At 60.2% G+C, this 18,282-nt stretch carries 17 protein-coding genes; 11 read left to right on the top strand and 6 right to left on the bottom strand.

Annotation, left to right across the window (positions count from 1 at the left end; genetic code table 11):
* Positions 1-37: 37 nt before the first annotated feature.
* Positions 38-1,624: an ABC transporter substrate-binding protein gene (locus CKW21_RS13245; protein WP_095194419.1), complete on the bottom strand. Its 1,587-nt coding sequence runs from the start codon at positions 1,622-1,624 to the stop codon at positions 38-40.
* A gap of 445 nt (positions 1,625-2,069) precedes the next feature.
* Here CKW21_RS13245 and rpmB point away from each other — a divergent pair, with 445 nt between their 5' ends.
* Together rpmB and rpmG are read left to right on the top strand one after the other, a co-directional pair.
* Positions 2,070-2,303 carry a 50S ribosomal protein L28 gene (rpmB, locus tag CKW21_RS13240; RefSeq protein WP_003177273.1) on the top strand — a complete coding sequence of 78 codons (234 nt, stop codon included), beginning with the start codon at positions 2,070-2,072 and terminating at the stop codon, positions 2,301-2,303.
* 11 nt (positions 2,304-2,314) lie between these two features.
* The gene (gene rpmG, locus CKW21_RS13235; RefSeq protein ID WP_007894709.1) at positions 2,315-2,470 is read left to right on the top strand and encodes a 50S ribosomal protein L33; all 156 of its coding nucleotides are present in this window, start codon (positions 2,315-2,317) and stop codon (positions 2,468-2,470) included.
* A gap of 189 nt (positions 2,471-2,659) precedes the next feature.
* Here the strand turns inward: rpmG and CKW21_RS13230 are convergent, their stop codons facing one another.
* Positions 2,660-3,022: a cupin domain-containing protein gene (locus CKW21_RS13230; protein WP_095194418.1), complete on the bottom strand. Its 363-nt coding sequence runs from the start codon at positions 3,020-3,022 to the stop codon at positions 2,660-2,662.
* Positions 3,023-3,258: 236 nt separating this feature from the next.
* Here CKW21_RS13230 and CKW21_RS13225 point away from each other — a divergent pair, with 236 nt between their 5' ends.
* Complete coding sequence (locus tag CKW21_RS13225) at positions 3,259-4,752, top strand: aldehyde dehydrogenase (RefSeq protein WP_095194417.1); 1,494 nt, start codon at positions 3,259-3,261, stop codon at positions 4,750-4,752.
* A gap of 187 nt (positions 4,753-4,939) precedes the next feature.
* Positions 4,940-6,085 carry an MFS transporter gene (locus tag CKW21_RS13220; protein ID WP_095194416.1) on the top strand — a complete coding sequence of 382 codons (1,146 nt, stop codon included), beginning with the start codon at positions 4,940-4,942 and terminating at the stop codon, positions 6,083-6,085.
* Here CKW21_RS13220 and CKW21_RS13215 read toward each other — a convergent pair.
* A complete protein-coding gene (locus tag CKW21_RS13215) occupies positions 6,082-7,650 on the bottom strand; it encodes a phospholipase D family protein (RefSeq protein WP_095194415.1) in 1,569 nt (522 codons plus the stop codon). The genes CKW21_RS13220 and CKW21_RS13215 overlap by 4 nt on opposite strands.
* 57 nt (positions 7,651-7,707) lie before the next feature.
* Positions 7,708-9,141, bottom strand: coding sequence for a PLP-dependent aminotransferase family protein (locus tag CKW21_RS13210; protein ID WP_095194414.1), 1,434 nt, complete (start codon positions 9,139-9,141; stop codon positions 7,708-7,710).
* A gap of 179 nt (positions 9,142-9,320) precedes the next feature.
* On the opposite strand from CKW21_RS13210, the gene CKW21_RS13205 reads away from it, so the two are divergent.
* Positions 9,321-9,566: a DUF1127 domain-containing protein gene (locus CKW21_RS13205; RefSeq protein WP_095194413.1), complete on the top strand. Its 246-nt coding sequence runs from the start codon at positions 9,321-9,323 to the stop codon at positions 9,564-9,566.
* 138 nt (positions 9,567-9,704) lie between these two features.
* On the opposite strand, the gene CKW21_RS13200 is transcribed toward CKW21_RS13205, so the two are convergent.
* A complete protein-coding gene (locus CKW21_RS13200; RefSeq protein ID WP_095194412.1) occupies positions 9,705-10,997 on the bottom strand; it encodes an FAD-binding oxidoreductase in 1,293 nt (430 codons plus the stop codon).
* A 148-nt stretch (positions 10,998-11,145) separates the two neighbouring features.
* Here CKW21_RS13200 and CKW21_RS13195 point away from each other — a divergent pair, with 148 nt between their 5' ends.
* Positions 11,146-11,499 carry a YkgJ family cysteine cluster protein gene (locus tag CKW21_RS13195; RefSeq protein ID WP_095194411.1) on the top strand — a complete coding sequence of 118 codons (354 nt, stop codon included), beginning with the start codon at positions 11,146-11,148 and terminating at the stop codon, positions 11,497-11,499.
* A gap of 141 nt (positions 11,500-11,640) precedes the next feature.
* Here CKW21_RS13195 and CKW21_RS13190 read toward each other — a convergent pair whose 3' ends face one another.
* On the bottom strand, positions 11,641-12,129 hold the full coding sequence (locus CKW21_RS13190) for an Lrp/AsnC ligand binding domain-containing protein (RefSeq protein ID WP_095194410.1): 489 nt from the start codon (positions 12,127-12,129) through the stop codon (positions 11,641-11,643).
* Positions 12,130-12,286: 157 nt separating this feature from the next.
* Here CKW21_RS13190 and dadA point away from each other — a divergent pair, with 157 nt between their 5' ends.
* The 5 genes from dadA to CKW21_RS13165 all read left to right on the top strand — a co-directional run bounded on the left by dadA (position 12,287) and on the right by CKW21_RS13165 (position 18,275).
* The gene (gene dadA / locus CKW21_RS13185; RefSeq protein WP_095194648.1) at positions 12,287-13,591 is read left to right on the top strand and encodes a D-amino acid dehydrogenase; all 1,305 of its coding nucleotides are present in this window, start codon (positions 12,287-12,289) and stop codon (positions 13,589-13,591) included.
* Between the two features lie 133 nt (positions 13,592-13,724).
* The gene (gene alr / locus CKW21_RS13180; protein WP_095194647.1) at positions 13,725-14,798 is read left to right on the top strand and encodes an alanine racemase; all 1,074 of its coding nucleotides are present in this window, start codon (positions 13,725-13,727) and stop codon (positions 14,796-14,798) included.
* Positions 14,799-14,926: 128 nt separating this feature from the next.
* Positions 14,927-15,475 (top strand): cupin domain-containing protein, encoded by a 549-nt coding sequence (locus tag CKW21_RS13175; RefSeq protein WP_007947433.1) that lies wholly within the window; start codon positions 14,927-14,929, stop codon positions 15,473-15,475.
* A 182-nt stretch (positions 15,476-15,657) separates the two neighbouring features.
* Positions 15,658-16,071: a cytochrome c5 family protein gene (locus tag CKW21_RS13170; protein WP_095194409.1), complete on the top strand. Its 414-nt coding sequence runs from the start codon at positions 15,658-15,660 to the stop codon at positions 16,069-16,071.
* A 281-nt stretch (positions 16,072-16,352) separates the two neighbouring features.
* Positions 16,353-18,275, top strand: a complete 1,923-nt coding sequence (locus tag CKW21_RS13165) for an acetyl-CoA hydrolase/transferase C-terminal domain-containing protein (protein WP_095194408.1) — start codon at positions 16,353-16,355, stop codon at positions 18,273-18,275.
* Positions 18,276-18,282: the final 7 nt, after the last annotated feature.

The following is an 18,282-nucleotide window of genomic DNA, read 5'->3' as shown; positions in this document are numbered from 1 at the left end:
AGCAGGCTCGCTCCCACAGGTTTTGTGGCCGGGCGGATTATTTGAGGTTGACCTTCGAATAGTCCTGCCGCCCAAACGGGCTCACCGAGTAACCCTCGACATCTTTGCGTGTCAGGGCAAAAGCCGTCGGGTGCGCCAGCGGCAGCCACAATGCCTGCTGCTGGATCTGCGTCTGGGCCTGTTCGTAGAGCTTGGTGCGCACGCCTTGCTCGCCGGTGGTCTTGCCGGCGTTGATGAGCTTGTCCAGGTCCTGGTTGCAGTAACGGGCAAAGTTGGTACCGGACTTGACCGCGGCGCAGGAAAACTGCGGCGTGAGGAAGTTGTCAGGGTCACCGTTGTCGCCGGCCCAGCCCATGAACAGCAGGTCATGTTCACCGGCCTTGGCGCGACGGATCAGTTCGCCCCATTCGATCACGCGAATTTCGGCCTGTATGCCGATTTCCGCGAGGTCAGACTGCAGCAGTTGGGCGCCGAGGCTGGGGTTCGGGTTCAGCAGGCTGCCCGACGGGCGAGTCCAGATGGTGGTCTGGAAGCCGTCCTTGAGTCCGGCCTTGGCCATCAACGCCTTGGCTTTCTCCACGTCATGGGCATAGCCCGGCAGGCTTTTGGCGTAGCTCCAGGTGTTCGGCGGGTAGGGGCCATTGGCAGGCTCGGCGGTGTCTTCGAACACGGCCTTGACGTAATTGGCCTTGTCGAAAGCGAGGTTGATCGCCTGGCGCACTTCAGGCTTGTCCAGCGGTGGATGCTGGCTGTTGATGCCGACGAATGCGGTCATGAACGCGTCAGTTTTTTCCACTTTCAGGGTCGGCTCTTTCAGCGCTGCCTGTACGTCCAGAGGCTTGGGCGACAGGGCGATCTGGCATTCATTGCGACGCAACTTCTGCAAGCGCACGTTGGCGTCCGGGGTGATGGCGAAGATCAGCGGGTCCACTGACGGCTTGCCACCAAAGTAGTCCGGGTTGGCCTTGTAGCGGATCGAGGCGTCCTTCTGGAAGCGCGTGAACACGAACGGGCCGCTGCCGATCGGCTGGCTGTTGAGCTTCTCCGGGGTGCCTGCCTTCAACAGTTTATCGGCGTATTCGGCCGAATAGATCGAGGCGAAACCCATGCTCAGGGTTGCGAGGAAAGTTGAATCCGGATGGTCCAGCGTGAAGCGCACGGTCAGCGGGTCGAGGGCGTCGATTTTTTTGATCAGCGCCGGCAATTGCATGGATTGCGCATGGGGGAAGCCGCTCTGGGCGACCTTGTGCCAGGGGTTAGCCGGATCGAGCATGCGGTCGAAGCTGAACTTCACGTCCTCGGCGGTCATTTCGCGCGTCGGGCTGAAATACTCGGTGCGGTGGAACTTCACCTGCGGGCGCAGCTTGAACACATACGTCAAGCCATCGGGGCTGACTTCCCAGCTCTCGGCGAGACTGGCGACCACTTTGCCGCTGGCCGTGTCGAAATCCACCAGACGGTTCATCAGTACGTCCGCCGAGGCGTTGGTGGTGGTCAGCGAGTTGTATTGCACCACGTCGAACCCTTCGGGGCTGGCCTCGGTGCAAACGCTCAGGGCGGCGGCGAAGGCCTGTGGGCTCAGCAGAAGCGGGGCTAGCAACAGCGGTAGGGCAGCGAGGCGCATGGTCGGATTCCTTTACAGATCGAAGGCCCATCTGCAAGTGCAGTCTGGAAAAGGCTTACCCTAGTGGGCTCCTTTGCAAATGACTATCCCCTTTTTCATTTTCAGGGGACTATAGGCGCCTGATTTTGCTGTGCTCGGGTGGAAAAACGTCGTCGTCGTGGCGTGGGGCAGATTCTCGCGACGAGCGGTCGAAAACGGCGACAGCCTTTATCCAAAGCGCTTGAGGCGTGGAAAACCGGGTTTTTCTCCATTCAAGGCACAGCGAATGTTGTTGCTCTCCAGTCTTTCTGGTATAAAGCAGCGCTCTTTTCTAGGGGCCCGGTTCCTTCACTGTAGGTGTAGCCGGTAAGACCTCTAAAGAATCGCGGCGCCTGGCGCCACAATGACTAGAGATTAAGCGGCCAACCCATGCCGGGTTGGGCATGTGGTTTTAGAGGGCTGAGGCATGTCTAGAGTATGTCAAGTTACCGGTAAGGGTCCGGTGACTGGGAATAACATTTCCCACGCAAACAACAAAACCCGTCGTCGTTTCCTGCCGAACCTGCAGCATCACCGCTTCTGGGTTGAAGAAGAGAAACGTTTCGTACGTCTGCGCGTATCTGCCAAAGGCATGCGCATCATCGACAAGCGTGGCATCAGTGTCGTGCTGGCCGAACTTCGTCGCGATGGCAAGGTTTAAGGGAGCTAATCATGCGTGAATTGATTCGTTTGATTTCGAGCGCCGGTACTGGTCACTTCTACACTACCGACAAGAACAAGCGCACTACTCCGGACAAAATCGAGATCAAGAAATTTGATCCGGTTGTTCGCAAGCACGTGATCTACAAGGAAGGCAAAATCAAGTAATTGATTTTTCCCGACTTACGAAAAAGGCCCGTATCGCGAGATACGGGCCTTTTTTGTTGCCTGATGGTCAGGTATTGCCTGTCAGGCCCCCTTCGCGAGCGGGCTCGCTCCCACAATGTCCGTGTACACACTGATCTCCTGTGGTAGCGAGCCTGCTCGCGAAAGCGTCGGCCCAGGCAACGCTAATTGTCAGGCCTTCTGCTCAAACGCCACATAAATTTTGCGGCATGGCTCCAGCACTTCCCAGGTGCCCCGGAAACCTGCCGGGATGACGAAGCGATCGCCAACCCGCAGCGTCTTGGCGTTACCATCGAGATCACGCAGCACGGAAACACCCTGCACGATTTCGCAATATTCGTGTTCGGTGAAATTCACTGTCCATTGGCCGACAGCCCCTTCCCACACACCGGCGTTCAGCTGGCCGCAAGGACTGTTGTAGTGGTTGAACACCGCTTGCTCAGGATCGCCCTTGAGCACCTTGGTCGGGTCTGGACGATAGCGTTCGGCGGCGGTGGTGGCCTGGCTGAAGTCGACGATGTTCTGGATGCTCATTGTTGTATTCCCCCGTCATTGCGGTGCGAGTGGTGACTGTTGTCAAAGTCTATGTTTATTAAAATGAACATCGCAAGGCCGTTTGCCAGCCTTATGTCAAATATATTGAAACTTCACCTGCCGCTGGTTTAGGGTGATGGTTGCCCTTGGCCGAATAGCAGGCTGGCCCGGGCAGAATTCCTGACAGCGCCCGCGAAGAACGCGGGTGTCGTATTCAATAAGAGGAGGACACTCGAATGACCACCCTGACTCGTGCCGACTGGGAACAAAAGGCTCGCGATCTGAAGATCGAAGGCCGTGCTTACCTCAATGGCGAGTACACCGATGCCGTCTCCGGCGAGACCTTCGAGTGCATCAGCCCGGTCGATGGCCGTCTGCTGGGCAAGATTGCCAGCTGTGACGCCGCCGACGCCCAGCGCGCTGTAGAAAATGCTCGCGCCACCTTTAATTCGGGTGTCTGGTCGCGCCTGGCGCCGACCAAACGCAAATCCGCGATGATCCGTTTCGCCGGCCTGCTGAAACAGCACGCCGAGGAGCTGGCACTGCTTGAAACCCTGGACATGGGCAAGCCGATCAGCGACTCCCTGTACATCGACGTTCCCGGCGCGGCACAAGCCCTGAGCTGGAGCGGAGAAGCCATCGACAAGATCTACGACGAAGTGGCGGCTACCCCGCACGATCAATTGGGTCTGGTGACCCGTGAGCCGGTCGGCGTAGTCGGCGCCATCGTGCCGTGGAACTTCCCGTTGATGATGGCGTGCTGGAAGCTGGGTCCTGCGCTGTCGACCGGTAACTCGGTGATCCTCAAGCCGTCGGAAAAATCTCCCCTGACCGCCATCCGTATCGCAGCACTGGCCGTTGAAGCCGGTATTCCGAAAGGCGTGCTGAACGTGCTGCCGGGCTACGGTCACACCGTCGGCAAGGCCTTGGCTCTGCATAACGACGTCGACACCCTGGTGTTCACCGGTTCGACCAAGATCGCCAAGCAGCTGCTGATCTACTCCGGCGAGTCGAACATGAAGCGCGTTTGGCTGGAAGCCGGCGGCAAAAGCCCGAACATTGTGTTCGCCGATGCTCCGGACCTTCAAGCAGCGGCCGAAGCGGCGGCTGGCGCCATCGCCTTCAACCAGGGTGAAGTCTGCACCGCCGGCTCGCGCCTGCTGGTGGAGCGCTCCATCAAGGATAAATTCCTGCCGCTGGTGATCGAGGCCCTGAAAGCCTGGAAGCCAGGTAACCCGTTGGACCCGGCGACCAATGTCGGTGCGCTGGTGGATACCCAGCAGATGAACACCGTGCTGTCCTACATCGAATCCGGTCACGCGGACGGCGCCAAACTGGTGGCCGGTGGCAAGCGTACCCTCCAGGAAACCGGAGGCACCTACGTCGAGCCGACGATTTTCGATGGCGTGAGCAACGCGATGAAAATCGCCCAGGAAGAAATCTTCGGACCTGTGTTGTCGGTCATCGCTTTCGATACCGCCGAAGAAGCCATTGCGATTGCCAACGACACGCCTTACGGCCTCGCCGCGGCCGTGTGGACCAAGGACATCTCCAAGGCTCACCTGACCGCCAGGGCACTGCGTGCCGGTAGCGTGTGGGTCAACCAGTACGATGGCGGCGACATGACGGCACCGTTCGGTGGCTTCAAGCAGTCCGGCAACGGCCGCGACAAGTCGCTGCACGCGTTCGACAAGTACACCGAGCTGAAGGCGACCTGGATCAAGTTGTAAGCCGTTAACGGGAGCCTGCTGTAAAAGCAGGCATCCCAAACGACGCAGATCCCCTGTGGGAGCGAGCCTGCTCGCGAAAGCGGTATAACAGTCGACGTCAATGTTGAATGTTGCTCCGTCTTCGCGAGCAGGCTCGCTCCCACAGTGTTTTGTGTTGTGCATAAAATTATCCACAGGAGCGTGGAACATGCGTTGGGCGACGTATTTCGCCGTGTTGGCGTCTGTCTTGAGTGTCGGCCTGGCCCTGGGTGTCAGCATGCCGCTGGTGTCGTTTCGCCTGGAAAGCTGGGGTTACGGCTCGTTTGCCATTGGTGTGATGGCGGCGATGCCGGCCATTGGCGTTTTACTGGGGGCGAAGATCTCCAGTCATCTGGCGGCACGTCTCGGCACGGCCAATCTGATGCGCCTGTGCCTGTGGGGCGGGGCGGTGTCCATCGGTTTGCTGGCGTTGATGCCGAGCTATCCGATCTGGCTGGTGCTGCGCTTGATGATCGGCGTGGTGCTGACCCTGGTGTTCATCCTTGGCGAAAGCTGGATCAACCAGCTGGTGGTCGAAGAATGGCGCGGACGGCTGGTGGCGCTCTACGGCAGCAGCTACGCGCTGAGTCAATTGGCCGGGCCGATTCTGCTGGGTGTCCTGGGCACCGAGCACGATTATGGCTTCTGGGTCGGGGTCGGTTTGCTGGTGGCGGCACCGTTTCTGTTATTGGGCCGCAGTGGCGCGCCCAGCAGCGAGGCCTGCAGCGTGACCTTCGGTGATTTGCTGACGTTCTGTCGTGGCTTGCCGGCGATTGCCTGGGCAGTGTCGCTGTTCGCGGCGTTCGAAGCGATGATCCTGACATTGCTGCCGGTGTACTGCTTGCGTCAGGGTTTCACCACGGAAATCGCCTTGGCGATGGTCAGTACGGTGGTGGTGGGGGATGCCTTGCTGCAATTGCCGATCGGTGCGCTGGCGGATCGCATGTCGCGTCGTGCATTGTTCACGTGGTGTGCGATGGTTTTGCTGGTGTCGAGTCTGGCGATTCCGTTGCTGATCGACACGCTGCTGATCTGGCCGCTGTGGGTGCTGTTCGGCGCCAGTGCCGGCGGTTTGTTTACCTTGTCCCTGATCCTGATCGGCGAGCGTTATCGTGACGATGCGCTGGTTCGGGCCAACGCACACATCGCGCAACTGTGGGGTATCGGTTGCCTGCTCGGGCCGTTGATCGCCGGTGCCGGCAGCCAGTGGATCAGCGGGCATGCGTTGCCGTTGCTGATGGCGGCAGGTGCGTTTGGCCTGGTGATACTTGTGTCGCGCCAGGGAGCGTTTGGCGCGGTTGCCGAACCGGCTTAAAGCATTTGCTCGAGTCCCACCGTGTCGCTCAGCCAGGCATTGAAGCGCCGCCACCAACTGCCTGGTTCCTTGGTCAGGGTGTGCATTTTGCCGTCGTCTTCGGTGGTCCAGACGACTTGGCCATTCTCCAGCCGCGCTTGATAACTCAGGGACGGCGCCATGCCTTCCAACGCCAGTTCGCGGACGCGGGCCGCCAGTTCCGGGCTGTCCACCAGCACCCCGACTTCGGTGTTCCACAGTACCGAACGCGGGTCGAAGTTGAATGAGCCGATGAAGGACTTCTGCTGGTCGAAGATGATCGCCTTGCTGTGCAGGCTGGAATCGGATTCGCCATAGGATCGTCGCGAAAACAGGCGAGGTCCGCTGCCGCTTTCGTCGCCGGGCTGGCGACGCAATTCATAGAGTTGCACGCCATGCTCCAGCAGGGCCTTGCGATACGGTGCATAGCCGCCATGCACCGCCGGTACGTCGGTGGCTTCCAGTGAGTTTGTCAGCAATCGCACCGATACGCCGGAATCGGCACGGCCGGTCAGGTACACCAGCCCCGGCTGGCCCGGCACGAAGTAAGCCGAGACCATCACCAGCTCTTTGCTGACGCCGTTGAGTTCGGGTGCCAACTGGGTGGTCAGCAGCAACTGCGGGTCTGGCTCGCCGTCCGCCAGCACCTTGCTCGGCGCATCCCACAACGCCTGGTTCCAGGCCCAGATCAGCTCCTTGCGCCAGATATCCAGGCGCGGGTCGGTGGCGAACTTCATCAACTGTTGAAACAGCGCGTGGTTCTGTTTGCGAGACTCCTCCAGGGATTCTTCCAGCCGCGTGCGGGTGTTTTGCAGGTCCTGTGCGGTCGGTTTGCTCGACAGGAACTGCTCGACCGGCTTGCTCAAGGCGCTGTTCCAGTATTGGTCGAAACTGTGACCCAGCTGCTCGGCGACGGGGCCGACGCCGAGTATGTCGATATCCGTGAAATTCAGATTCGGCTCGGCATCGAAATACTCATCCCCCAGATTTCGCCCGCCGACGATAGCCATGCTGTTGTCCGCCAGCCACAGTTTGTTGTGCATGCGCCGGTGTTGCTGCGACAGGTTGAACAGGCGGCCCATGGTGCGCGTCACGCCGGTGCTGCGCCCCAGATGCAGGGGGTTGAACACGCGAATCTGAATCTGTGGATGTGCCGCAAGGGTGGCGATGGTGCGGTCCAGGCCGTCGCTGGTGGTGTCATCGAGGAGAATGCGCACCCTCACACCGCGGTCGGCGGCCTTGAGCAGTTCCTCTACCAGCATTCGCGTGCTGACGCCGTCATGGACGATGTAGTACTGCAGATCGAGGCTGCCTTGGGCGTTGCGGATCAGTTCGGCGCGGGCGGTGAAGGCTTCGGTGCTGTCGGACAGCAGCCGAAAGCCGGATTTCCCTTCATGGGGGGCCGCCTGGGCCTGGACTGAGCGGCCGAATGCCGAAGCGCTCGCCGGCAGCGCCTGGCTCGGTTGGCGCTGCACATCGAAACTGGCGCAGCCGCCAAGGAACGAAGCAAGTAACACCAGAGCAAGCAGGGGCTGTCTGACTCTCACGTGGGATCGTTCCGATTGGCGGGTGTTGGCATATGGACGCTGGACTCTTCAGAAAGGTCAGTCGGTCAGCCAGTCGGTTTCCGCCAGCAGCTTGATGGCGGCGGCACCGACCTTGCGCACGGCTTCTTCAATCTGTGCCGTTGGTTTGGCAGCGTAGTTCATACGCAGACAGTTACGGTACTTGCCCGAAGCGGAAAATATGCTGCCCACGGCAATCTGTACGCCCTGATCGTGCAAGGCGCGATTCAGTCTCAGGGTGTCAAAGCCTTCAGGCAGTTCAACCCACAACATGAAACTGCCTTGCGGGCGGCTGGCGCGAGTGCCGGCGGGGAAATAGCGGGTGACCCAATCGATCATCGCGTCGCGATTGCGTTGGTATTGCGTGCGCATCCGCCGCAAATGCGGTTCGAAGTGACCACCCTTGAGGAACTCGGCGATGGCAATCTGCGGTTGTGGCGCGGTGGAGCCGGTGCTGATGTATTTCATGTGCAGCACGCGTTCCAGATAGCGACCGGGTGCGACCCAGCCAATGCGCAGGCCGGGGGCAAGGGTCTTGGAAAATGAACTGCAGAGCAGGACGCGGCCGTCTTCGTCGAAGGATTTGATCGTGCGTGGGCGCGGGTAGGTGTAGGCCAATTCGCCATACACATCGTCTTCGATGATCGCCACGTCGAAACGCTGTGCGAGCATCAACAACGCGCGTTTGCGCGACTCCGGCATGATGTAGCCCAGCGGGTTGTTGCAGTTGGGCGTCAACTGTATGACCTTGATCGGCCATTGTTCCAGGGCCAGTTCAAGTGCATCGAGGCTGATCCCGGTGAGCGGGTCGGTAGGGATTTCCAGGGCTTTCATGCCCAGGCCCTTGAGGGTTTGCATGGCGCCATGAAAGCTCGGCGAGTCCACGGCCACGATATCCCCCGGTTCGCAGATGGAGCGGATGCTGGTAGATAACGCTTCGTGGCAGCCGGTCGTAACCACCAGGTCACCGGGGCTCAGCTGGCAACCGGAATCGAGCATCAGCCGGGCGATCTGTACACGCAGTTCGAGGTTGCCGTGAATGTTGTCGTAATACAGGCCAGGCATGTCTTGCCGACGACTGAGCTGCGCCAGGCCGCGTAGCAGGGGCTTGAGGGTGGGGGTGGTGATGTCCGGCATGCCGCGACCCAATTGCACCACATCCTTGCGCGGCACCGCGCGAATCAACTCCAGCACCTGATCCCATTGCGAGATATCCACAGGCCGCTGCGCCGGGCGACCCACCGCCGGCAGCTCCGGTAATTGGCGACTCACCGGCACGAAATACCCGGATTTAGGCCTTGGCGTGGCCAGTCCGCTGTCTTCCAGCACGCGGTAGGCCTGCTGCACCGTACTCAGGCTGACGCCATGTTCGACGCTCAGCGCCCGTACCGACGGCAGCCGGTCGCCGGGGCGATAGAAGCCCTGTTCGATACGCGTGCCGAGCAGTTCAGCGAGGTTGACGTAAAGGGTCATGGCGCAGTCTCGAGGCAAGTGATTCGGCTAACCAGTACAGATGGGTGAAAAAACCAGGATTCAGAGCCTGAAGTGAACAATCTGTATGGAAATAATACAGATGCGTTGGATCTGTAATGGTTTTCGCCGTCCACGCATCATGAAAGCTCTGGCTACCCAAGTAAACAGGAGCATTCAAAATGAACGGCTTGAGCGATGTGCGGCTGACGTTACACAGTCAGGAACTGGCGGCAGGGCAAGATAACGATGCACGCGAGGCGGACATGCGCAACGCGCCGTCCGGCCTGAGTCGTTGGGGTCTGTTCTGGCATCGTCTGCACACGCGCAAGGCGTTGCTGACGCTGACATCCGAGCAGCTCAAGGATGTCGGGCTGACCCGTGAGCAGGCGCGGGAGGAGGGGTTGAAGCCCTTTTGGCGGATCTGAACATTGTGGTGTTCATTAGATCCATTCGCGGGCAAGCCCGCTCCCACAGGGTTCGCGTCGTACTCAACATTTGTGACCGGCGCGGTCGTTGTGGGAGCGGGCTTGCCCGCGATGAGGCCCGTAAGGGCACAGGTCACTTCAAACCAACTCTTTAAACCGATGCCACAACATCCCCAACGCTAATAACGGCGAGCGCAAATGCCGGCCGCCCGGAAAGGTAATGTGCGGCACCTTGGCAAACAGATCGAAACCACTGCTCTGTTGCCCGCTGATGGCCTCGGCCAGCAACTTGCCGGCCAGATGCGTGGCATTCACGCCATGCCCGGAATAAGCCTGGGCGTAGTACACGTTCGGCTGGTCCTTGAGGCGGCCGATTTGCGGCAGGCGGTTGGCGCCGATGCCGATCATGCCGCCCCATTGATAATCGATCTTCACGTCGCCCAATTGCGGAAAAACATCCAGCATCTTTGGTCGCATATAGGCCGCGATGTCTTTCGGGTCCCGTCCCGAGTAATGGCAGGCACCGCCGAACAGCAAGCGGCGGTCCGCCGAGAGTCGATAGTAATCCAGCGCCACCCGTTGATCGCAGACCGCCATGTTCTGCGGCAGTAGCGAGTGCGCCAGTTCTTCGCTCAAAGGCTCGGTGGCGATGATGTAGCTGCCGGCGGGCAGTACCTTGCCGCTGAGTTCGGGGTTGAGTTCGTTGAGGTAGGCATTACAGCCCAGTACCAATGTCTTGGCGCGGACCGTGCCTTGGGCGGTATGCACCTTGACCTCGGAACCGTAATCGATGCGGGTGACGGCTGACTGTTCGAACAGCCTGGCGCCCAGTTGCTTCGCGGCGGCGGCTTCGCCCAGCGCCAGGTTCAGTGGATGCAAGTGCCCGGAGCCCATGTCGATCAGGCCGCCCACGTAACGGTCGGACCCCACCACGGTGTGCATTTCATGGGGTTGCAGCAGGCGGGTTTCGTAGCGGTAACCGAGGTTGCGCAGTTCTTCGGCGTCCTCGGCAAAACCTTCGAGGTCGCGGGGCTTGTTGGCCAGGTCGCAATAACCCCAGGTCAGGTCGCAGGGGATCTGAAAACGCTCGACTCGCTGTCGGACGATTTCCACCGCTTCCAGGCCCATGAGTTTCATCTGACGCACGCCGTCGGCGCCGATAACGTTGGTGAACTGATCCAGGCCGTGGCCGACCCCGCGAATCAGCTGCCCGCCGTTGCGCCCGCTGGCGCCCCAACCGATTTTACGGGCTTCGAGCAGCACCACGCCGAGGCCGCGTTCCGCCAGTTCCAGCGCCGTGTTCAACCCCGAAAACCCACCGCCAACCACGCACACGTCGGCCAGCACTTCGCCTTGGAGCATCGGATAATCTGGCTGCGGCAGGCTGCTGGCGGCGTAATAGGAGGCAGTGTGCTGGGCACGGGCGTTCATGCGCGTCATCCTGATTCTTGTGTTTAGAAAACTTGACGGAGCATAAGCCGGACCTTTGCGCATGGGCAACATTGGTCGGTTGCCGCTGTCTGGATCGCGGCTTTTGCCTCAGAATTGCGCTCTATCTTGATATTTGGTCGTCGCCTCAATGAGCTGTAACAGTCAGAAAATTCGCACACTGCGCCAGCAGATCCCCTCCTTCGAGTGCGTGCCCGGCTGTCACGACTGCTGCGGCCCGGTGACCACCTCGCCGGAAGAAATGTCGCGGCTGCCGCGAAAGACCCGGGCCGAGCAGGAAGCCGCAATGGACGAACTCAACTGCGTCCATCTCGGGCCGAACGGCTGTACCGTGTATGACGAGCGGCCGTTGATCTGCCGGTTGTTCGGCACTACCCAGACCTTGCCGTGCCCCAATGGGCGGCGGCCGGTGGAGTTGATTCACCCGCGAGTGGAGAAGCAGGTATTCGAGTACATGGCGAGTAACCGGCAAGTTCTCGTTTAACAGTCAGACCGGGTCGCCTGCTTTTGCGAGCCGGCTCGCTCCCGCAGTTGATCTTCAGTGGCCACAAAACCCCGGTACGACACGAACCCATTGTGGGAGCGAGCCTGCTCGCGAAGGCGACCGAACAGGCGTTGTAAAACCTCAATCCGGAATCGGCAAGCTCAAGCTCTCCTTCACCTCTTCCATCACGATGTAGCTCTTGGATTCGCGCACATGGGGCAGCTTGAGCAGGATGTCGCCCAGCAGCTTGCGGTACGAGGCCATCTCGGAAATCCGCGCTTTCACCAGATAGTCGAAATCCCCTGATACCAAGTGGCATTCCAGCACATGGGGCAGTTTCAGCACCGCACGTCGGAACTCTTCGAAGGTGTCACCGGATTTGTAGTCCAGGCTGATCTCGACGAACACCAGCAGACTCCCCTTGAGGTGCTGCGGGTTGAGCCGCGCGTTGTAGCCCATGATGATCCCTTCGCGCTCCAGGCGCCGGACCCGCTCGGTGCAGGGCGTGGTCGATAGCCCGACCTTTTCCCCAAGCTCGGTGAAAGAGATGCGCCCGTCCGCTTGCAGGATCCGCAGGATGCTGCGGTCGATCTTGTCCAGCTCACGTTTGGTTTGAGTGTTGGTACGCATAGGGGATGCGCCTCCGTGAAAAGGGTTTTTGCCGAGAATTGTCGCCAAATATAGGCGCTTATATAGTGAAAATCACTGACCAATCTTTTTTACACTGCGCACATCTAAAGCTCTGAACTACACACGTCAGCGGTCAGCCGCGATGAGGGATATGAAAATGCGCGTTATGGTCTTGGGTAGCGGCGTCATCGGTACCACCAGTGCTTATTACCTGGCGCGTGCCGGGTTTGAAGTGGTGGTAGTCGACCGGCAGCCGGCTGCTGCCATGGAGACCAGTTTCGCCAACGCCGGCCAGGTGTCGCCGGGTTATGCCTCGCCCTGGGCCGCGCCGGGTGTGCCGCTCAAAGCCATCAAGTGGCTGCTGCAGCGTCACGCGCCGCTGGCGATCAAGGCTACCGCCGATATCGATCAATACCTGTGGATGGCGCAGATGCTGCGCAATTGCACCGCCAGCCGTTACGCGGTGAACAAGGAGCGCATGGTCCGTCTGTCCGAGTACAGCCGTGACTGCCTCGACGAACTGCGCGCCGAAACCGGTATCGCCTACGAAGGCCGCAGCCTCGGTACGACCCAGCTGTTCCGCACCCAGGCTCAGCTTGATGGCGCCGCGAAAGACATCGCCGTGCTGAAGGAGTCCGGCGTGCCGTTCGAATTGCTCGACCGCGAAGGCATTGCCCGCGTCGAGCCGGCCCTGGCCAGCGTCACCGATATCCTCGCCGGTGCCCTGCGCCTGCCGAACGACCAGACCGGCGACTGCCAGATGTTCACGACCAAGCTCGCTGAAATGGCCGCGAAACTCGGTGTGCAGTTCCGTTTCGGCCAGGACATTCAGCGCCTCGACTTCGCCGGTGATCGCATCAACGGCGTGTGGATCGACGGCAAGCTGGAAACCGCTGACCGCTACGTGCTGGCACTGGGCAGCTATTCGCCACAATTGCTCAAGCCGCTGGGTATCAAGGCGCCGGTGTACCCGCTCAAGGGCTACTCCCTGACCGTGCCGATCACCAACCCGGCGATGGCCCCGACCTCGACCATTCTCGACGAGACCTTCAAGGTCGCGATCACCCGTTTCGACAACCGCATCCGCGTCGGCGGCATGGCGGAGATTGCCGGTTTTGACCTGTCGCTGAACCCGCGTCGACGCGAAACCCTGGAGATGATCGTCAACGACCTTTATCCTCAGGGCGGCGATCTGGCCCAGGCAAGTTTCTGGACCGGCCTGCGTCCGACCACTCCGGATGGCACCCCTATCGTGGGCGCCACCCCGTTCAAGAACCTGTTCCTGAACACCGGTCACGGCACGCTTGGCTGGACCATGGCCTGTGGTTCCGGTCGCTTGCTGGCTGACCTGATGGCGAAGAGAAAACCGCAGATCAGCGCCGAAGGCCTGGATATTTCCCGTTACGGCAACAAGCAACAGGAATCCGCAAAGCACGTTAATCCAGCGCCAGCTCACCAGTGAGTGCATGAGCTGTCGCGGGTAACCGCCTTGCCTTGAGCCAGTCAGAAAGATCCCTCTCCCGGTGCTGTTGGCGGTTAACGCCGCCAGCCAGCGCCGGTTTTTCTTCCAAACGACCGACCAGAAGTCTGCCGCCATGCGTCCTGCCCGTGCCCTGATCGACCTTCAAGCTCTTCGTCACAACTACCGGATTGCCCGTGAGGTCACGGGAGCCCGCGCCCTCGCGGTGATCAAGGCCGATGCTTACGGTCATGGCGCGGTGCGCTGCGCCCAGGCGCTCGAAGCCGAAGCGGATGGCTTTGCCGTGGCCTGTATCGAAGAGGCTCTGGAACTGCGCGCCGCCGGTATTCGAGCGCCGGTTTTGCTGCTGGAAGGTTTTTTCGAAACCGACGAACTGTCGCTGATCGTCGAGCATGACTTCTGGTGCGTGGTGCATTCGCTGTGGCAGCTCGAAGCAATCGAAAAAGCGCCACTGAGCAAACCCATCACGGTCTGGCTCAAGCTCGATTCGGGCATGCACCGGGTGGGGCTGCATCCGAAGGATTATCAATCGGCCTATCAACGGCTGCTGGCCAGCGGCAAAGTGGCGAAGATTGTGCTGATGAGCCACTTCGCCCGTGCCGATGAGTTGAACTGCCAGGCCAGTGCCGAGCAGGTCGCGGTGTTCGAAGCAGCGCGTCAGGGCCTGGCGGCCGAGGTCAGCCTGCGCAATTCGCCGGCGGTGCTGGGTTGGCCGCAGATTCCGAGTGATTGGGTGCGCCCGGGCATCATGCTTTACGGCGCCACGCCTTTCGAAGAAGCCAATGCCGTGGCTTCGCGCCTGCAGCCGGTGATGACCCTCGAATCGAAGGTGATCAGCGTGCGTGAACTGCCGGCCGGCGAGCCGATCGGCTATGGCGCGAAATTCATCACCCAGAAGCCGATGCGCGTTGGGGTGGTGGCCATGGGGTACGCCGATGGCTACCCGCGGCTGGCACCGACCGGTACGCCGGTCCTGGTGGCCGGGCAACGCAGCCAGTTGATCGGCCGGGTATCGATGGACATGCTGTGCGTCGATCTGACCGATATTCCCCAGGCTGGCCTCGGCTCGACGGTGGAGTTGTGGGGCAAAAACATCCTGGCCAGCGACGTGGCCATGGCCGCCGGCACGATTCCTTATCAGATCTTCTGCAACCTGCGTCGGGTGCCAATGCTCTATTCCGGGAGTTGACGGCAAGCGAGCCGGACCGAAAGTCGCCTCACTGAACAGGATTCAGGTCAAAGTGTTGTAAATACTGAACGCTGTCGCCATGATAACGCTCAATATTCCAACAATCTGAATCCCTGGAGGCGCAAGCTTTGGACGTCGGTGAACGACTGCAATCGATCCGTAAGCTCAAAGGTCTTTCCCAGCGTGAACTCGCCAAACGCGCGGGCGTCACCAACAGCACCATTTCGATGATCGAGAAGAACAGTGTCAGCCCCTCGATCAGTTCGCTGAGGAAAGTGTTGGGCGGCATTCCCATGTCCATGGTCGAGTTCTTTTCCGAAGAGATCCTGCAGGAAAAACCGACTCAGATCGTCTACAAGGCTAACGAGCTGATCGATATTTCCGATGGTGCGGTGACCATGAAGCTGGTCGGCCGGGCTCATCCGAGCCGGGCTATCGCGTTCCTCAATGAAATCTACCCGCCTGGCGCCGACACCGGCGACGAGATGCTCACCCACGAAGGTGAGGAAACCGGAATTCTGGTGGAAGGTCGGCTGGAGTTGGTGGTCGGCCTCGAAACATTTGTGCTCGAAGCCGGCGATAGCTACTACTTTGAAAGTACCAAGCCGCACCGTTTCCGCAATCCGTTCGATGCGCCGGCGCGACTAATCAGCGCAGCTACACCCGCGAATTTCTAAGAAAAGAGGCGCCCTGCCAGCATGGCCGAGGCACCCGAGCTGTTTTTCCGTTGCGCAATAAGACCCCTTCGACTTTGGGGTTGTTTCAGTGTCGCGGGCTTACCGCTATACTTGCGCCCGCCTGCGAACCGTGGCCGCAGGCGTGAATAGCCACCATTGAGGGTGAACGCGTGAACCTAATTATGAAAATGCTGGCCGCACCAGCAACCGTACTGGCCCTCTGGGCTGTCAGCGCTCAAGCTGCGACCAACGACGAGATTGCCAAACGCCTTGAGCCAGTCGGCCAGGTCTGTGTTCAGGGTAAAGAGTGCAAAGGCATGGAAGTCGCCGCTGCTGCCGGCGGTGGTGGCGGTGCCAAGGCGCCTAAAGATGTGATTGCCAAGCATTGCAATGCTTGCCACGGCACCGGCCTGTTGGGCGCGCCGAAAATCGGCGACAAGGCAGCCTGGAAAGAGCGCGCCGATCACCAGGGCGGCCTCGACGGCATCCTGGCCAAAGCCATTACCGGTGTCAACGCGATGCCGCCTAAAGGCACCTGCGCCGACTGCTCCGATGACGAGCTCAAAGGTGCCATCAAAGAGATGTCTGGCCTGTAACAAGCCTGCCTCTTTCACAAAAAAGCCGCTTATAAGCGGTTTTTTTGTGCCTGCGATTTCGTTAAACGCCACTGATCCCTGTAGGAGCGAGCTCGCGAAAAACCTTCTTGCACCTCGTTCCATCAGGTTATGCGCGTCATCGTTGACGACCATCGCGAGCGAGCTCGCTCCTACAGGAGGGGGGACTGCGGCGACGGTTTGGCATTAACAGGCTGTTCATTGCAGCAAAGACCCGGCAAGCTCGGTCCAACCCCAGTTCATGGAATGTAAGGGAGGATCGAATGGTGCAGCTGTGTTCTATCGAGCAAGCGGTCGATGAGGTGTTGGCGAGATTGCCGGCGCATATTCACATGGGTCTGCCCCTGGGCCTGGGCAAACCCAACCATTTCGTCAACGCACTGTATCGACGCGTCGCGCAATTGCCCCAACGGCAGCTGACGATCTACACCGCGCTGTGCCTGGGGCGACCTGCATTGGGCGATGGCTTGCAGAAGCGCTTTCTTGAACCGTTCATTGACCAGGTCTTCGGTGATTATCCCGAGCTGGATTTCCTCGCCGACCTGCACCGCGACAGCCTGCCGGGCAATGTTCATATCCAGCAGTTTTTCATGCAGCCCGGTAGCCTGCTCAACAGTCCTGCGGCGCAGCAGGATTATGTCAGCAGCAACTACAGCCATGCGGCCCGGGACATCAACGCTGCGGGCTTGAACCTGGTGGCGCAACTGGTGGCCAGTCATGCCGAGCATCCCGACCGCTTGAGCCTGAGCTGCAACCCGGACATCACCCTCGACCTGTTGCCGATGATCGCCAAGCGCCGAGCCGCCGGGGAGACGATCCTGATGGTCGGCCAGGTGCACAACGACTTGCCCTACATGCCCGGTGACGCCGAAGTCGGTATCGACACTTTCGATGTGCTGATCGACGAGAAAGACCACACCACGCTGTTTTCCACGCCGAACATGCCGGTGGGGTTCCAGGATCATTTCATCGGTTTGCACGCCAGTACGCTGGTGCGCGATGGCGGCACGCTACAGATCGGCATCGGCGCCATGGGTGATGCGCTGACGGCGGCGTTGCTGGCACGCCAGGCGGATAACGATGGTTACCAGGCATTGCTCGCGGACGTGGATCTGAGCCCATGGGCGCAACTGATCGAGCGTGAAGGCGGCCTCGACCCCTTTGCCAAGGGCCTGTATGGCTGCAGCGAAATGTTCGTCAACGGCCTGTTGGTACTGGCCGATGCCGGGATCGTGCGGCGCAAGGTCTATCCGGACGTGCCGACCCAACAACAGGCGAATGCCGGCACCCTCGATGAAGCGGCGCAGACCGATGGCATCTCGGTGCATGGCGGTTTCTTCCTCGGACCGCGCAGTTTCTATGAGCGCTTGCGCGAGTTGCCGCAGAACAAGCGGCTCGAATTCAACATGACCCGCATCAGCTACATCAACGAGCTCTATGGCCAGGAAGAGCTCAAGCGGTTGCAGCGCCTCGATGCACGGTTCATCAACACAGCCTTCACCATGACCCTGCTTGGCGCCGGCGTGGCGGATCAGCTTGAAGACGGGCGAGTGCTCAGCGGCGTCGGCGGGCAATACAACTTTGTTGCGCAGGGCCATGCACTGCAAGGCGCGCGCTCGGTGTTGCTGCTGCGCAGCTGGCGCGAGTCAGGCGGGGATGTCAGTTCAAACATCGTCTGGGAGTACGGCCACTGCACGATCCCACGGCATCTGCGGGACATCGTGGTCACCGAGTACGGCATCGCCGATCTTCGCGGCAAGACCGATGCAGCGGTGATCGAAGCGCTGTTGAACATCAGCGACTCACGCTTTCAGCCGGGTTTGATCGAACAGGCGCAAAAGGTCGGCAAATTGCCCGGGGATTTCCGTCTCGATCCGCGCTTCACCGACAACCGTCCGCAACGCTTGCAGGCGATCCAGGGGCAGCATGCGCAGTTGTTTGCGGAGTATCCGTTGGGTTGTGATTTCACGGAGGTGGAGCGCGATCTGCTGCGGGCGCTGAACTGGCTGAAGAGCAAGTTCAAGCTGAGCGAGATACTGGAATTGGGCAAGGCTGCGCTGGATGCGCCGCCGGCTGAGGCGTTTCCCGAGCATCTGGAGCGGATGCAGCTGAGCAAGCCTGAAGGGCTGAAAGAGGATTTGTTTCAGCGACTATTGCTCACCGGCCTGAAAGCCACCGCGCAGTAACGGTCGA

This window comes from Pseudomonas sp. Irchel 3A7, assembly GCF_900187565.1.
In the GTDB taxonomy this organism is placed as follows: domain Bacteria; phylum Pseudomonadota; class Gammaproteobacteria; order Pseudomonadales; family Pseudomonadaceae; genus Aquipseudomonas.
Note: the sequence above shows the minus strand (reverse complement) of the source record. Positions and strands in the feature narration are given on the sequence as shown.

What these genes read in the sequence shown, in the direction of transcription:
- CKW21_RS13220 (WP_095194416.1), top strand. Translation starts at nt 4,940, where the DNA reads ATGCGTTGGGCGACGTATTTCGCCGTGTTGGCGTCTGTCTTGAGTGTC.
- CKW21_RS13170 (WP_095194409.1), top strand. Translation starts at nt 15,658, where the DNA reads ATGAAAATGCTGGCCGCACCAGCAACCGTACTGGCCCTCTGGGCTGTC.
- rpmG (WP_007894709.1), top strand. Translation starts at nt 2,315, where the DNA reads ATGCGTGAATTGATTCGTTTGATTTCGAGCGCCGGTACTGGTCACTTC.
- CKW21_RS13165 (WP_095194408.1), top strand. Translation starts at nt 16,353, where the DNA reads ATGGTGCAGCTGTGTTCTATCGAGCAAGCGGTCGATGAGGTGTTGGCG.
- rpmB (WP_003177273.1), top strand. Translation starts at nt 2,070, where the DNA reads ATGTCTAGAGTATGTCAAGTTACCGGTAAGGGTCCGGTGACTGGGAAT.
- CKW21_RS13225 (WP_095194417.1), top strand. Translation starts at nt 3,259, where the DNA reads ATGACCACCCTGACTCGTGCCGACTGGGAACAAAAGGCTCGCGATCTG.
- CKW21_RS13230 (WP_095194418.1), bottom strand. Translation starts at nt 3,022, where the DNA reads ATGAGCATCCAGAACATCGTCGACTTCAGCCAGGCCACCACCGCCGCC.
- CKW21_RS13200 (WP_095194412.1), bottom strand. Translation starts at nt 10,997, where the DNA reads ATGAACGCCCGTGCCCAGCACACTGCCTCCTATTACGCCGCCAGCAGC.
- CKW21_RS13245 (WP_095194419.1), bottom strand. Translation starts at nt 1,624, where the DNA reads ATGCGCCTCGCTGCCCTACCGCTGTTGCTAGCCCCGCTTCTGCTGAGC.
- CKW21_RS13195 (WP_095194411.1), top strand. Translation starts at nt 11,146, where the DNA reads ATGAGCTGTAACAGTCAGAAAATTCGCACACTGCGCCAGCAGATCCCC.
- CKW21_RS13205 (WP_095194413.1), top strand. Translation starts at nt 9,321, where the DNA reads ATGAACGGCTTGAGCGATGTGCGGCTGACGTTACACAGTCAGGAACTG.
- alr (WP_095194647.1), top strand. Translation starts at nt 13,725, where the DNA reads ATGCGTCCTGCCCGTGCCCTGATCGACCTTCAAGCTCTTCGTCACAAC.
- CKW21_RS13210 (WP_095194414.1), bottom strand. Translation starts at nt 9,141, where the DNA reads ATGACCCTTTACGTCAACCTCGCTGAACTGCTCGGCACGCGTATCGAA.
- dadA (WP_095194648.1), top strand. Translation starts at nt 12,287, where the DNA reads ATGCGCGTTATGGTCTTGGGTAGCGGCGTCATCGGTACCACCAGTGCT.
- CKW21_RS13190 (WP_095194410.1), bottom strand. Translation starts at nt 12,129, where the DNA reads ATGCGTACCAACACTCAAACCAAACGTGAGCTGGACAAGATCGACCGC.